Raw genomic sequence first — 14,536 nt, 5'->3', positions numbered from 1 at the left:
TTTCCTCTATGGTTCCACCTAAAAATTTTGATACTTTAGGCCAGTTAAGAATGACTTATTTTTAAACCCGTACTTATAATTAACTTTTCATTTATCACAAGGCAAACTCATATAGTACTACAAAATTAATATTCTAAATGTTAAGATTAATTATATGGCTATAAAGGGGGAATTGTATGTTATTTTTAAACGAAAACGATATCAGACAAGCCATTACAATGAAGGAGGTTGTGGATGGAATTGACCAAGCATACCAAATTTATGAAGCCAATCGTTATAAGGCACCGGTTCGAACACAAGTAACAGATGGAGATGATACATTAGTATTAATGCCTTGTATAACAGAAGATTCCATTGGTACGAAGCTAGTCACCATTTTTCCAAATAATGTGGAGAAAACCATTCATGGATTAGTTCTATTGAATAATAGAAAAACAGGTCAAATAGAATGTTTACTAGATGGGTCCTTTTTAACTGGCTTTCGAACAGGAGCCATCGGTGGGTCAGCCATCAGGCATCTTGCCAAGCCAGACGCATCCAAAGTGGCTATCATGGGAACAGGTGTCCAAGGACTTTACCAAGCCGTAGCCGCTTGTGCCGAACGTCCCATTAAAGAAATCTATTTATTTAATCGTTCACCAGAAAAGATACCTACCTTCAAAGAAAAACTACAAAAGTGGATAGGAAACGAGATTAAACTAGTTGAGGCAAACACCGTAGAACAAGCAATAGCTCCTGCTGACATCATTATTACGACAACCACCGCTAAGTCACCAGTACTCCCAGATAATCAGGAATTACTTCAAGGAAAATTAATCATTGGGATTGGATCATTTCAACCTGACATGCGAGAATTCCCAGAATGTCTCTACCAATTGACAGACTGTATTCTACTAGACACCGCAGATGCTTTAGAAGAATCAGGGGATTTAATACAGCCACTTGAAAAAGGATGGATAACAAGAGAAGCTATCCTCCCAATGTCTAGCTATCTCAAAAATCCTAACAAAACCAAAGCCGAAGACCAAACGATTGTATTCAAATCAGTAGGTATGGCCCTATTTGATGTTGTCGTTGGAAACATAATTTATCAACAAGCCATTCAAAAGAACATCGGTACAACCCTTACCCTATAATATCTGCGCCCCATTATTAAGTTTAAACGGTTCAGTTAGAGGTGCAAAATTGATAATATCATCATATTTAGCAAGTGAATTAGCAACACAATTTGCTTGCTATTTTTTATTGTAATATCTGTGTTTAGACATAGTAATTAGTAATGGTTCCAACAAGATGACAACAGCTGTTGTCATTACAAACTATGAAGATAGTTTAAATATGCGATTTTGTGTTTTAAGAAAACATTCCAAATTAGTAAATAGATTCTCAGATTTCAAAAGTGCTTTTTTCTCTAGGCCGGTTAGTTCAATTGCATTATCCGATGCAAGTTTGTTTGTATATTCAAACAATCCATTCATAAGCAAATCAATCTCCTGCATTGAAAGTGGAATGTTGATCTTTTCGTAATTTGGAATCCTTTTTACTTCATCCAAACGCTCCATCATATCTGAAATCAACTCCGTAGTAAGAGCCCCTTTGCACACAGCGTCCAGGTAAACCTTAAAAGCCTTTTTAAATTTCACAACAGGTTGTTGTACTTTTTTTGAATCAAAATAATGTCTTGTTAGCTTATAACCACTCTTACCTATCTTAATAAGGGTATCCCTATTATTCCAGGCATAATGAAGAATAATCTCTGTCTTACTGGCTTCACTAAGATGTTTGACAAGTTGTCCTTTGTTATCACGTACCACGCCACCAATTATTTTATATTCTCCGGTATCAATCTTCTTTATTATTCCATCAGGGATTTTCAAAAAAACTTGAACAACTGTCATTCTAACCACTCCTTTAATCTACCTCACATGCTTAATCTAAAGCAATCTTTTGAAAGACGGAAGAGAAAATATAAAATAAAACTGTATCTTTAGTTGAAGAAAAAGCGCACTTTTCCTTCTTGAGGTAATGCACCCGTTACTTTAAGTACAATACTTCACATTCTTTTTCGGTTAAATAACCCCGTACTTCTTCAATGCAAAAGCTATCCCATCTTCACTCGATTTTTTTGTTATAAAATCTGCTACCATTTTTAATTTTTCGTTTCCATTCCCCATCGCAATGCCAAGTCCTACTAATTCCAACATATCTATGTCGTTCTCTCCATCCCCAAACGCAATAGCCTCAGACTTATCAATATTAAAATACTCTAATACTTTGATAATTGCTAAAGATTTTGATATGTCTTCTTCTAATACATTTAATACAAAGGGATGCCATCTTTTAAAGGTTAGGTGCGGGAATTTCTTAATATATTTCTCGACCATTTCGTTATTTGCGAAGAGACATATTAAAAATATCTCATGATTATATACTTGTTGGTTTATGTTAGGATAATCCTTTAGTGATAAGGTTTCCCTTAATGCTTTTAATATGTTGTCATTCTTTACACCATTCATACTAAAATCTTCCGAATAGAATGATAATCCATGATTCTCTGCATATGCAAATTCAACCACTTCTTGAACTATTCTCTTATCCATTGGCACTTTATGAATGATTTTTTTATTATGTTTTACATATGCTCCATTAGCGGTAATGAAAGTATGAATTCCTAACGCTTCTATTTCGTTACACATGGATAATGGTCTACCTGTTGCTACTACAACCTTTAGCCCCTTTGTTTGTAACAATTCAATCACTTCCTTGGTACTGCTTGAAATGCTACCATCCTCATGGTTAGTAATAGTTCCATCAACATCAAAAAAAACAATTTTATACTTCGTTTATAGCTCCTTTAAATTATTTTAAGAGTAGTAATGTTACTCTTATTTAAACAAATTGTACCAAATTATTAGTATTTAAGGTTAATATAGATACAGAGTATTCTTTCTAAAGGAGCGAGTATGATGTTAGATATGTTTTTATATAACTGGCAGGTACGAGAAGATTGGTTTAAATGGTGTGAATCCTTATCTGTAGAAGAGTTGCGAGTAGAAAGAATTGGCGGTATGGGAAGTATTTTAAAAAATCTTGTTCATATTATAGATTGTGAACTGGTTTGGGTTAATTATATGCTTAAAGAGCCACTTGTTTATGCCGAAAAAGATTCCATTTCTTGTTTAGAGGATGTAATAAAATTTTCAAATTTCACCAAAACAATAACTCAATATTTTCTTTGGAAAATGTCTGATGACTTTGAAAAAAGAAAAGTAGAAATAAATAGCAGGAATGGTACTACATATTTATTTACCAATGGAAAGATCATTCGTCATATGATTTCTCATGAGATTCATCATATTGGGCAATTATCAATTTGGGCGAGGGAAATGGGACTAAAACCAATTTCTTCGGATCTAATTATTAGAGTATACTCTTAGATTATATGCCCCTTGAAATAATTTTTTTAAAGGGGATATAATTCTATTTCTTTAACTTCCTTATTCTCCTAAACTGCTACATTAGCTTAATATCTGTTACCCTACCCCAATACTAACATAATATTACAAAATCTTAATCATTAGAAACAGGTGACCCTATTGGATCACCTTTTTCAACTCTTGCACCCGTTTGTTGAATAAGGATTATTCAATCCTTTTAGAGTGATTGTTCTACAAGTTTTTGAAAGTCTTCAAAGTTGTTAAAAATCTCCAGATTGACTCCTCTTGATTCTAAAAAGTTTTTTACCGATATATCAAGTTCAATAACAGCATCCTTTAATGAATTAAGATCATTTGGATTATAAATTGAGATTAGATCATAGAACGCTAGACGTTGGTACACTTCATTTAAAATATCGAAAGTAATAAGTTGGTTATACCAAACTCCTTTTTCAGCGAATGCCAAAAACCTCATAATTTCATTTTGAAGTTGAATTGTAGCGAAAAATGCACCTTTATAATCTCCTCTATCACAAGCAGAAACAACTTTATTAAAGATTGATTTTTCTTCTTCATAAAAACCTTTAAAAAGGGAAGTGAACTTTGGAATCTGGGCAATTTTTTCTTGCTCTGTAATTACCAATAACCGCATATTATTCAAAAGTTCTTCACTGGCTCTTTGAATTTCATTATAAGCCTTAGATACTATGATTGTGTTTACCAGCTTTTCAAGATTAGCTGGTTTTATTTTTAATTCATTTATTTGTTCAAGACTTCCTCCCCACCATCTTTTCAAATATACCTGATTAACCATAGCAAGACTTTCAAAAATATTTGTTAATATCTCATAAGATTCATATCTTATAGCAGAAAGATTATCACTGGACTTCTCTATATTCATTTTATAAAGATGAAGATAACAATCTTTTACCTTCAAGAATGCTTTATCTATCATTCCCTTTCTACTTTCCGGTCTCTCGATTTTTGAAATTTCATCTCTTATTTGGTTAAATCGTTTTTGATCCTCGTCGGTTTTTACGTATAAGATTTTTGAATCTGCAATAATGGAAACAATAGGCTCCTCGAATGACGCAATTCTTTCTGCCCTTTCCCAACTAATTGGGAATAAGTCATAACCAATCCCACCTAAAACAAATTGAAAACTAGCTTGAAAACCTCTATCTGTACTAGGTATAAAAAACATATCTAAATCTGATAATTTAGTTGCTTTTCCTTGAGCATAGGAACCATAATATGCAATTAGAGCAATATCATCCTTATATTTCGTTTTTAAATTTTCCACCAATATTTCAGCGATTTTAAATACTTCTTCCACTTTTATCAGCCTTTCTTTCTATATTGACTTAGTATTAAGACTATTTCTCTAAAAACTTTATAAATCCCTGCTTGTTCCATTAACCTGTCCTTTAGTTCAATAACGTAACTTAATTTTAACATTAAATTCCATTCAATTAATCCGAATTATTTAAATAATTATTTTACTTGACTACCTGGAAATGATATTGATATTAATAATTTCGGGAGTGAGTAATTATGTTATTATCGGATGCCGCATAGGGTTATGAGGCAGATAAGAAGATTAAGGGATTTTCCGCACAAACATTAAATGCTTATAGGCTTCAAGCAAAACTACTAATTGGTTATCTTGGGAATATCAATATGAATAATATAACAACCCTACAACTAAAGAATTATTTAGCTGAATCTAGTAATAATCTAAAACCATCAAGTTTGTCTCATCGTATTAGATTTATTCGTTCCCTATTTCGATGGTCACACGAGGAAGGCATTATTGAGTTAAATCCCGCTAGTAAAATTAAAGAACCAAAGGTAGGTAAAAGGATTCCAAAGTTTCTTACTGAAAGAGAAATTGAGTGTCTACGGGATGCGTGCTTTATTCCAGTAGAGAAAGCTTTATTTGAATTTATGTTTTCTACTGGATGTCGAATAGGGGATATTGTTTCATTGGACCGAAATAGTATTAATTGGGGAAATCAATCTGCTATTGTTCGTGGGAAGGGGGATAAAGAACGAGAAGTGTACTTCAATATACGTTGCGATATTTGGTTAAAGAAGTATTTAGATAGTAGAGATGACAATGATCCAGCTATATTCGTTACCGAACGTTCTCCGCATAGGATGAGTATAGCTCAAATGAGATACATCATTAAACGGATATCCAAACGTGCAAAAATTAATAAAACTATTCACCCTCACCAGTTAAGGCATAGTTATGCAACTCACCTGCTGAATAACGGAGCTCCGCTAGAAGTTATTCAAAGCCTGTTAGGTCACGAAAAAAGTGAAACAACTAGAATTTATGCTTAATTAAGTGGAAGACTTCGGCAAGAGTTTTATAAAAAGTATTTTTAAAGTAAAGAAGAGCAACACTGGTAAATCATCGTTGCTCTTTTGAACTATTGCACCAGTTAGTTGAATTAGAAAAAGAGCTACATAATGTTGGTTCGGAATAAAGTTTAATGTAAAATATCCCCCAAAATCAATATTTTAAGTTAAATGATAAGAACCCGTTTTGAAAAATGATTAATCAAAAGGGTTAATTCCTTGTGGAGTACTATGCGATTTTTATAATAAAGTTTGATATTTTTTTACCTAGTAATTCTAAAATAATTGCGTCCGATTGCGGTATAAATATTATATTTTTGCTGAGACAGATTTAAGAAAATCGGTTTCCTTATAGCTATTTGTGTTTATTATGGGTCAAGAAGTTGAGAGTTTATATTTCATTTCGAGAGAGTCTATATCTCCGATGCTTCTTTTATATTTTTAATAGCCAACATAGAATTGCCCTGAACGATACCTGTTTCTGAAAATCCAAATGAAGCGTATAATTCTTTAGCTGTGAGATTACTTGTGTGATAAAAGAGTGCTACGTATTCTGCTTCTCCAAAAGGCATCGCTTCAATATCCATCAACATTTTTTCAAAGGCAAGTTTGCCATACCGTTTCCCCTGATAACGCTTGTCAATCATAATATGCCAAACAAAATAGCCCATCTTCCTGTAAAAATCTTCATTTTCAAATGATTCATGATCCAATATATCATAAGTATACATCAAAAACCCCACTACAACTCCATCAGCATAAATGGCGAAAGGGATAGCAGGTTCCCCGTCTTCGTTCAACACATAAGCGTCTGCAATACTTCTGAGGTTAGTAGTAAGTATAAAATCTTTCTGGTTTTCTCTAACCTCAAGTGCTATTACTTCATCTATGTTATCGCTGGTTATTTTTCTCAATTCAATCATTTTTTTATTCTCCTCTCCTAAGACAAGTCATTTCTACATATGATCTCAAATCATTCCAATAATTTATTTTTCTTTAGTTTTCCCCGCATTCAATAGCTCTTTCTCGTCAAAAATTACTCATTTAATTAATTGTTCGGCATCCCACTTAGTAATACCTGCTTGTTAAACTAAACTGCAAGTTAACTTAATATCTCCTTTCCATACTAACATAATATTCAAATAATATTATTGTATTTTTAAAAAGAAAAAGACAATCATTTTTAGACCGCCTTGTTGTACTATCGCACCCATTAGTTTAAGTACATTTGTTCACAAGTTTAAAGTTTTTAGAACCTGCCTGTTATTTTTTGAGTATAAGTTTAAATGCCGTTACAAATAATACCCCTATAACAAATGAGGGGGTTAATAAAATGGAAGAATCACCTACAAGTAATAATGGAATGAACACAAGCAATAATGGAATGAGTACATCTAATAAGATAAACCTTTCAGGTCTTGGTGTTGGAGCAATTGTACTAACCACTGTTTATACGGCGGTTTTGGCTTCACAGTTAATGGCTACCAAGCATAAAGTCGATTACCTTTATTACAAAGAATTAACACAAAATAAATAGCTAATTATAGACGGTGCGTTTTCACCGTCTTTTATTTATATAAAACAGAATTTGAACTAACCTGCCCCGTTAGTTTAAGTTCGTTTCTTCACAATCTTTTTTTATCTTACCACAGAATTTACTATAATTAGAGTATATATTGAAAATTTCAAATAAATAGCACAACAAAAGGATCCGTCATTTATTATGACGAAACCAATGTTATTGATAAGTTTATTTAGCTGATTATTTGCCCTTTAATATGTGTTTTATTTAAGGTGATATTTTTGTTGTTAATTAGGATTTTGTACTCCAGAACGGAACCGTTTATATTCAGTTGAAGAAGCACCTTCATTGTAAGCCCTTACAATTTTTACGAAGCCATAAATACAATAATGTACAATCATCAAAGTTCTTCGTATCTAAATTAGTGATCGCCTCAATCTTCTGCAAACGATAAATTAGGGTGTTTCTATGCAAATATAAAGTCTTTGCTGCTTTGCTAATATTCATGCTCGTTTCACAATAGACAATAAATGTCTTCGCCAACTCCTGAAATTTTTCATCGTTCGTAAATGCTTTTAAATTGCCTCTTACCTTCTCATAGAAACTATCGTTTACCTGCACTGGAAGCAAAGTGATGAGTAATTTCCAATTATGATAACTATAGATAGTTGGGGTAATATGTAACTTCTTTCCATAACCTATTAGCCTTTCCGCTTCCAGATAAGATTTGTGCATGCCCTGCAAATTAGTACAACTATTCCCCACAGCTATTCGGATATCCGTAATATCATAGATTTGAAAATACTGTTGCAACTTAAGGCTATGTTCATGAAATTTCTTCAAGGCCTCTTCATAATCTGCTTCATTCTTCACTGTTTTCAATACGACTATTTTCTCCGTATTTAAAAATGTGCAAAATGATTGTTCATCACATTTATAACTTTTTAGTGTTAATTCAATTAACTTTTCATTCAAGTCTTCTAAATGAAACGGAATAGAAAAGTTATCGATTCTCATTAATGCATCACCAATATCAATCACAATACAAAGTCGCTTTGCCACATAAGAAAAATCAAGCATTTCACAAAACTGCTTTACCCGATGTTCACTAATCGATTCATTTAATAAAATATATTGCGCAAAACTCTCTAGATTTTTATTCTTTAAGCTTTCTAGCTGACGATAAACCGTTTCTTGCCACATCATTTCAATGTACTGTTTAACTAAATAGACGTAAGGCTTTACCTCTTCTGGTGGACCAATTAAGCCAACAACACCAATCGTTTTGTCATCAAACTGTAGTGGGGCCGCTGCTCCTGGTAAGACATTATCCATATCTTTGACTTTATCTTCAAAGTATAAAATTACTTTCCCCTCTCTGATCACCTCTTTTGAAGGAGTATGCATGGTCCCTTCTCTCTCCGGAATAGAGGAACCGATAATTTTACCCTCTTCATCACTTAAACTAAATGGAAAAGGCAAAATATCCGTAATATTTTTTACTACCTTTTGTGCAAATTGTACTAGTTGCTCGATGAGAATCCCTCCTCTTCAAATGCCCTTTGTCCATTATTCTAGCACTTCATCCGTTTTTTGAAAATAAAAAATAAATAAACTTTTGTATAGTTTAACTATAGATTTCCATTATCCTATCCGATATAACTAGATTACTAGCTAACAATTTTCTTATGTCGGAGTAAAGTCTTTATACTTTCTAAACTACGAAAAAAGGGTGAATACGATGGAACATCATACAGATGTCATTATTGTCGGTGGAGGGGTTATTGGTTCAAGTGTTGCGTACAATTTGCTACAAGATGGTTTCGAAGGTGAGATTACCATATTTGAAAAAGACAAAACATATGAATTTGCATCAACCCCTAGAAGTGCTGGTGGAATTAGACAATTATTTACCTCAGCTATCAATGTTCAAATATCACGATATAGCTTACAAAAATACCTTACCTTTCCAGAAGATATGGCAATTGGATTGGAAAAAGCAGAGATAGACTTTCAGCAACGAGGTTATTTATTTCTAGCAAAAGACAATCAAATGGAATACCTTCGAAAACAGCATGTCGTTCAAACCCGAAACGGAGTACCCGCAGAACTACTTTCAAAAAACGAACTACAAGCAATTATCCCAGAACTCCATATTAACGACCTAGTAGGTGGTCTTTATTGTGCTGAGGATGGATACCTCGACCCGTATTCCGTCATGCAAGGCTATATACGCAAGGCCAAGCAGCTCGGGGCTAATTATGTATATGAAGAAGTAGACGCTATCTGTAAAGAAAAAGGCAGTGTCTCGGGTGTGAAATTAAGAAATGGCGACTTGTATCATGCACCAATCGTCTTAAATTGTGCAGGAGCATGGGCGCCCGCAATCAGTGGAACAGTTGGTATTTCTATCCCAGTTGAACCACTAAAACGACAGATCATCCAATTCGACTTTGCCAAGCCACTAGAAAATGATTTACCACTTACTGTTGATCCATCCGGCGTTTACTTCCGCCATGAAGGTAGCTCAGTCATAGCCGGCTATTCAGAAAAAGTAAAACCAGGGATTGATTTCAAATGGAGTAGAGAATTTTTCTATGAGACACTTTGGCCAGTTCTTGCCCACCGGATTCCCAACTTTGAAAAGGCAAAAATTAAAAGTGGTTGGGCTGGCATTTACAGCATGAATACCATTGATCAAAATGCCATTATCGGATCACACCCACAGTTGAAAGGCTACTATTTAGCATGCGGTTTTAGTGGGCATGGTATGCAACAGGCACCAGCAGTTGGGAAAGGCTTATCGGAGCTAATTCGAACCCAGAAATATGAAACACTAGATTTAAACCAACTTTCCATTGAACGATTTTCTACGAATAAATTAATAACGGAAGGTGCTATTGTCTAAAAAAAATAAAAAGCATTAGCGGTGTTGAACTAAACCACTAATGCTTTATTCATGTTACATAACTTTTTCCATGTTCACTTCTTCCGCATTGTTATCCGGGAATAGAAGACTAAATACAACCCCGAAGATCAATGCGATAAAGAATGTTGTGAACAAGGAAGTAATCATACTCTCTAATGGGGTACTAATCCATAAAATGGTACCGAACAGCCCAGATAAAATCGTTGCAATTACCCCAACACTGGAGTACTTTTTCCAGAAGAACGTCATAAGAATTGCTGGTGATAACGTACATCCGACACCGGCCCAAGCCCAACTAACAATAAGATACAATAACGATTCTGAAACGAGAGCAATTGTCATTCCGATGAGCCCAAACACCAATACGGATAACCTTGATACCATAACCAACTGTTTTTCCGTCATCTGTATACCTAACGCTTTATGAATAATATCCTCACTAACTGCCGCTGTAACAACAAGTAATTGGGAATTCGCCGTAGAGATGATTGCTGCAAGCACACCTGCAAGCAAGATTCCTGCAGCCCATGGAGGCATAAACTGTAGAATCATGGTAGGTAGAATGGTTTCAACATCACTAAAGGATCCTTGGTCATAAATCGCAATCGCGCAAATCCCGATTAAGAATGCCCCACCATATGCTAAGAATGTCCAAATAATAGCTACGACACTTCCTTGTTTGGCTTCTTTTTCATTCTTCAAGGCCATAAACCGAGAACTTAGCTGAGGTTGTCCCCCTAAAAATCCGAAGAACCATGAGAAGTTATTGAAGAATAGTACCCCGAGCGAAAAGCCAGTTAAGCCACCAAACCAGGAACTATACGTACTTCCTGCAGTATGTAAAGATTGTGTGATGGAAAGATCATTTGTAAAAATGTAAATTAAGGCAATAATAGGGAGACCAACTAAGGTGACGAGCATCATGATACTTTGGATTACATCTGTCCACACAACAGAGATAAATCCACCAGTGAATGCAATGAGGACAATAACCACCATGGATACGATAACACCAATATAAGTAGGCATATCAAACGTAGTCAATAACATCTTACCTGCACCAGCCATTTGTGCACCAACATAGAACATTAAAAATCCACCAATAAGAATACCACATAACCACCGAATAAGTTTAGCCCTCTGACCAAAACGATTAGCTAGAAAATCAGTAAGGGTAAGGGCATCTTGCTTATCCGTCTCTTGCATAAATCGCTTCGCTAAAAACAACCAGGAAAAGATAATCCCTGATGCGATACCAGCAGCTACCCAGATTCCGGAAAGTCCAGTGGCAAAAACAAACCCAGTATATCCTAATAACAACCAGGCCGATTCACCAGTAGCCCTTTCCGAGAAAGCAAGTGCCCAACCTGGTAACTTCTTTCCCCCCAATAAAAAGTCTGACTGCGTTTTACTTGTCTTACTAAAATACGCACCTATTAAGATCATAATAATACAGTAAACAAGAAACATGACTAGTATTGTTTGCATATTTTTTTCCCTCCCATTTGTTTTCTAAATATTATAATAATTATGAACGGATTATTATACTTAATCTATGGTTAAAGTGCATAAAAATGTAAGGGTTTACAAATTGATGTAGAAAGATATTAAATAAAAATCCTTGCTTATTGGTGTAGTTCTTTAGACAGTGCAGGGTGTACAAAGTGCATAGTATGTTTACTGGTGCCTATCACTTCGCTAATTCTTGCAATTCCTGTCGGCAACTATCGATTAAAAGGAGGTCAGAAATATGGGGAAAGACTTGCCGCTTTATAATTAGAAAATTTGCAGCCTCCACCAATAGAAAGAGGTATACAAATTCAATTACGAATATGTATACCTTTGGTTTGCGTTGTTAATTTGTACTTCAAACTGACCTATTTACTAATTGTTGATTGGATGAACCCCATAAAAGTCCATAATTCTGCACTAACCCCTTACTGACACCGGAACAAACTCAAATTTAGTCACATCCACCAGCCCTAAGTCCGTAATTTTCAAAGTAGGAATCACCGCTAAAGACATAAACCCTAACGTCATAATTGGATCAACATCCTCTGCTATTCCAAGAACTTCATGAGCTACTTTGTTTACCTTACTTTGCTCAGAAACGACTTCTTCTCCTGAAAGATTACTCATCAACCCCGCTACAGGAAGCGCCATCGTACAGATGACTTCCCCATCATCAACCAAGACCACACCACCGTCTTGCTTTTTCAAACTCTCAATCGCCACGGCCATGTCCTCGTCATTCGTTCCTGTCACAATCAAGTTATGGGAATCACGGGCAATGGAAATACCAATCGCACCTTTTTGAATGCCATAGTCTTTCAATAAACCAACGAACACATTCCCAGTATTATTATGTCTTTCTACAACAGCAATTTTTGTGACTGATTTTTCCGGATTATACTGGAATTCCCCTGCTTCGTTCCGTTCTACTTCAACGATTGCTTCATTGGTCAATGCCTCTGTTTGAATAACCTCAATTGCTCTTGCTTTATTCGAATCTAATTTTAAACGGAGCTTTTCTTTTGAAAAATCGCCAATATGGACACTAGATTGTACAGCCGAGATATCCGCCTTGGTAAATGGTGCCACATATTTTCCTTGATCCGCCACCAGTTTTCCATCAATGTACGTTTGTTCGACCACCATATTATTAAGATCAGAGAATACTACTAAATCTGCCTTTAATCCTGGTGCCACTGCGCCACGGTCATGTAACTGACAGCATTCAGCTGTATGAATAGTAGCCATCTGGATTGCTAGAATCGGATCCACGTTTTCTTCTACACAAATACGAATGGAATGATCTAGATGTCCTTTTTCAATAATCGTTTTTGCCTGCACATCGTCCCCACATAATACACAACGACGTGCATTTTGAGGAGTAACACCTTTTAGCAATGTACGCAGATTCTGTGTAACAGATCCTTCTCGTAAGAAAACATACATGCCTCGAGAAATTCGTGCCTGTAATTCTTCCACAGTGGAACATTCATGGTCATTCTCGATACCCGCAGCAATATAGGCATTAAGATCCTTACCACTCACCATTGGGCTATGTCCATCGATTCGTTTATTTAACTTTCTAGCAACTAGTATTTTATCTAGAACACTATCATTCGCCTGTATCACACTTGGAAAATCCATAAATTCCGCTAGTCCTGCGACTTTTCCCTCTTCAAAAGGAGCAATCATATCGTCTGCAGTTATCACCGCACCGGCATTCTCCATGTTGGTAGCTGGAACACAGGAAGGCATCATATACTGGATATCTAACGCGGTGTGTTTAGCCGCTTCCATCATATAATCCAATCCTTTCAGCCCTGCCACATTCACAATTTCATGAGGATCTGCCATAACCGTTGTTGTCCCATGGGGTACAATTAAACGACCAAACTCTTCTGGCGTCACGTAAGAAGATTCCACATGAATATGTGGATCAATAAAGCCAGGTGCAATATACTTTCCATTTAAATCAACAGTTTCTTTCGCCTCATATGTTTCGCTGATACCTGCAATTTTGCCATCAACAATTGCCACATCACCATGAAGAATACTCCCCTGATAAACATCCACGATTTTCCCATTTTTTAAAACTAAATCCGCGGGTTCACGGCCTGCTGCTACATCGATTAGATGTGTCAATTCACTTTTTTCCATTTCAAATTCCCCCATCCCTGATGTCATTCACTCTGTTTGTCATTAAATAAAAATAAAAAGCCCGAAGAACTGCCACACCCTTATATCTACGAGTGAGCAATATCCTTCGAGCTAAATGCCGAAAAAGTATAGTAATAGAATAATAGATATTCCCTACTATATTTCGCTACCCATAGTCAGTTCATTTACGGTGAACCGGTAGAAACTCGCAAGCCATATCCTTGCTATTATATGAGTGAATGGTATGTAATTAATTTTCCTTATTATAGCACTTCATAATGGGAATTCAATAGGAAAAAGGGTGATTAAATATTTCTGAGAACTTGAAAATGAATTGTATAGCGGATTCGGAAGAATGTTGAATCATAATCAAGCCACTGAACCTGTCCCCACGGCTTCTCATCTCTTTGTTTGCAATACGTCTTTTTGTGTTATAAAAAATATTCATTTTCCCCTTATTTTGTGTAACTGCCTAAAGTTCTATTGACTATTATACATAAAGTGAAACTTTCCACTTACCAAAGTTACTACAAATTGACCAAATAAAAACCCAAACCAAAATACTTCTCCCATTGGTTTGAGTTTTTTATGAACCTTAAATGGAACTATTAA

The 14,536-nt window shown here is 35.2% G+C and carries 12 protein-coding genes and 1 riboswitch; of the genes, 5 read left to right on the top strand and 7 right to left on the bottom strand.

What is annotated here, in order from left to right; genetic code table 11:
• Positions 1–176: 176 nt before the first annotated feature.
• On the top strand, positions 177–1,136 hold the full coding sequence (locus tag K332_RS0107035) for an ornithine cyclodeaminase family protein (protein WP_026906817.1): 960 nt from the start codon (positions 177–179) through the stop codon (positions 1,134–1,136).
• Positions 1,137–1,319: 183 nt separating this feature from the next.
• Here the strand turns inward: K332_RS0107035 and K332_RS0107030 are convergent, their stop codons facing one another.
• Both K332_RS0107030 and K332_RS0107025 read right to left on the bottom strand, forming a co-directional pair.
• Positions 1,320–1,898 carry a hypothetical protein gene (locus tag K332_RS0107030; protein WP_026906816.1) on the bottom strand — a complete coding sequence of 193 codons (579 nt, stop codon included), beginning with the start codon at positions 1,896–1,898 and terminating at the stop codon, positions 1,320–1,322.
• Positions 1,899–2,069: 171 nt separating this feature from the next.
• The gene (locus K332_RS0107025; protein WP_026906815.1) at positions 2,070–2,831 is read right to left on the bottom strand and encodes a Cof-type HAD-IIB family hydrolase; all 762 of its coding nucleotides are present in this window, start codon (positions 2,829–2,831) and stop codon (positions 2,070–2,072) included.
• A 135-nt stretch (positions 2,832–2,966) separates the two neighbouring features.
• Here K332_RS0107025 and K332_RS0107020 point away from each other — a divergent pair, with 135 nt between their 5' ends.
• Entirely contained in the window at positions 2,967–3,437 is a 471-nt protein-coding gene (locus K332_RS0107020) for a DinB family protein (RefSeq protein WP_026906814.1), read from the top strand.
• Between the two features lie 217 nt (positions 3,438–3,654).
• Here the strand turns inward: K332_RS0107020 and K332_RS0107015 are convergent, their stop codons facing one another.
• Entirely contained in the window at positions 3,655–4,773 is a 1,119-nt protein-coding gene (locus tag K332_RS0107015; protein ID WP_026906813.1) for a nucleotidyltransferase domain-containing protein, read from the bottom strand.
• Positions 4,774–5,036: 263 nt separating this feature from the next.
• Here K332_RS0107015 and K332_RS22060 point away from each other — a divergent pair, with 263 nt between their 5' ends.
• Entirely contained in the window at positions 5,037–5,786 is a 750-nt protein-coding gene (locus tag K332_RS22060; protein ID WP_245604642.1) for a tyrosine-type recombinase/integrase, read from the top strand.
• 431 nt (positions 5,787–6,217) lie between these two features.
• On the opposite strand, the gene K332_RS0107005 is transcribed toward K332_RS22060, so the two are convergent.
• The gene (locus K332_RS0107005) at positions 6,218–6,727 is read right to left on the bottom strand and encodes a GNAT family N-acetyltransferase (RefSeq protein ID WP_026906812.1); all 510 of its coding nucleotides are present in this window, start codon (positions 6,725–6,727) and stop codon (positions 6,218–6,220) included.
• A gap of 410 nt (positions 6,728–7,137) precedes the next feature.
• On the opposite strand from K332_RS0107005, the gene K332_RS22055 reads away from it, so the two are divergent.
• Positions 7,138–7,341 carry a hypothetical protein gene (locus K332_RS22055; RefSeq protein ID WP_036688299.1) on the top strand — a complete coding sequence of 68 codons (204 nt, stop codon included), beginning with the start codon at positions 7,138–7,140 and terminating at the stop codon, positions 7,339–7,341.
• 330 nt (positions 7,342–7,671) lie between these two features.
• Here K332_RS22055 and K332_RS0106995 read toward each other — a convergent pair whose 3' ends face one another.
• On the bottom strand, positions 7,672–8,862 hold the full coding sequence (locus K332_RS0106995; RefSeq protein ID WP_281170908.1) for a sugar diacid recognition domain-containing protein: 1,191 nt from the start codon (positions 8,860–8,862) through the stop codon (positions 7,672–7,674).
• Positions 8,863–9,067: 205 nt separating this feature from the next.
• On the opposite strand from K332_RS0106995, the gene K332_RS0106990 reads away from it, so the two are divergent.
• Positions 9,068–10,234, top strand: coding sequence for an NAD(P)/FAD-dependent oxidoreductase (locus K332_RS0106990; protein WP_026906810.1), 1,167 nt, complete (start codon positions 9,068–9,070; stop codon positions 10,232–10,234).
• A gap of 54 nt (positions 10,235–10,288) precedes the next feature.
• On the opposite strand, the gene K332_RS0106985 is transcribed toward K332_RS0106990, so the two are convergent.
• Together K332_RS0106985 and ade are read right to left on the bottom strand one after the other, a co-directional pair.
• Entirely contained in the window at positions 10,289–11,743 is a 1,455-nt protein-coding gene (locus tag K332_RS0106985; protein ID WP_026906809.1) for a sodium/proline symporter, read from the bottom strand.
• A gap of 441 nt (positions 11,744–12,184) precedes the next feature.
• Positions 12,185–13,924 (bottom strand): adenine deaminase, encoded by a 1,740-nt coding sequence (gene ade, locus K332_RS0106980; protein WP_026906808.1) that lies wholly within the window; start codon positions 13,922–13,924, stop codon positions 12,185–12,187.
• A 153-nt stretch (positions 13,925–14,077) separates the two neighbouring features.
• A riboswitch (purine riboswitch) is annotated at positions 14,078–14,179 on the bottom strand.
• Between the last annotated feature and the right edge of the window lie 357 nt (positions 14,180–14,536).

Origin of the sequence: Paucisalibacillus globulus DSM 18846 (assembly GCF_000482485.1) — a bacterium.
Classification (GTDB): domain Bacteria; phylum Bacillota; class Bacilli; order Bacillales; family Amphibacillaceae; genus Ornithinibacillus; species Ornithinibacillus globulus.
Note: the sequence above shows the minus strand (reverse complement) of the source record. Positions and strands in the feature narration are given on the sequence as shown.

Excerpts from the sequence above, each read along its gene's own strand:
- K332_RS0106990 (WP_026906810.1), top strand. The coding sequence starts at position 9,068 with ATGGAACATCATACAGATGTCATTATTGTCGGTGGAGGGGTTATTGGT.
- K332_RS0106985 (WP_026906809.1), bottom strand. The coding sequence starts at position 11,743 with ATGCAAACAATACTAGTCATGTTTCTTGTTTACTGTATTATTATGATC.
- K332_RS0107005 (WP_026906812.1), bottom strand. The coding sequence starts at position 6,727 with ATGATTGAATTGAGAAAAATAACCAGCGATAACATAGATGAAGTAATA.
- K332_RS0107030 (WP_026906816.1), bottom strand. The coding sequence starts at position 1,898 with ATGACAGTTGTTCAAGTTTTTTTGAAAATCCCTGATGGAATAATAAAG.
- K332_RS22055 (WP_036688299.1), top strand. The coding sequence starts at position 7,138 with ATGGAAGAATCACCTACAAGTAATAATGGAATGAACACAAGCAATAAT.
- ade (WP_026906808.1), bottom strand. The coding sequence starts at position 13,924 with ATGGAAAAAAGTGAATTGACACATCTAATCGATGTAGCAGCAGGCCGT.
- K332_RS0107035 (WP_026906817.1), top strand. The coding sequence starts at position 177 with ATGTTATTTTTAAACGAAAACGATATCAGACAAGCCATTACAATGAAG.
- K332_RS0107020 (WP_026906814.1), top strand. The coding sequence starts at position 2,967 with ATGTTAGATATGTTTTTATATAACTGGCAGGTACGAGAAGATTGGTTT.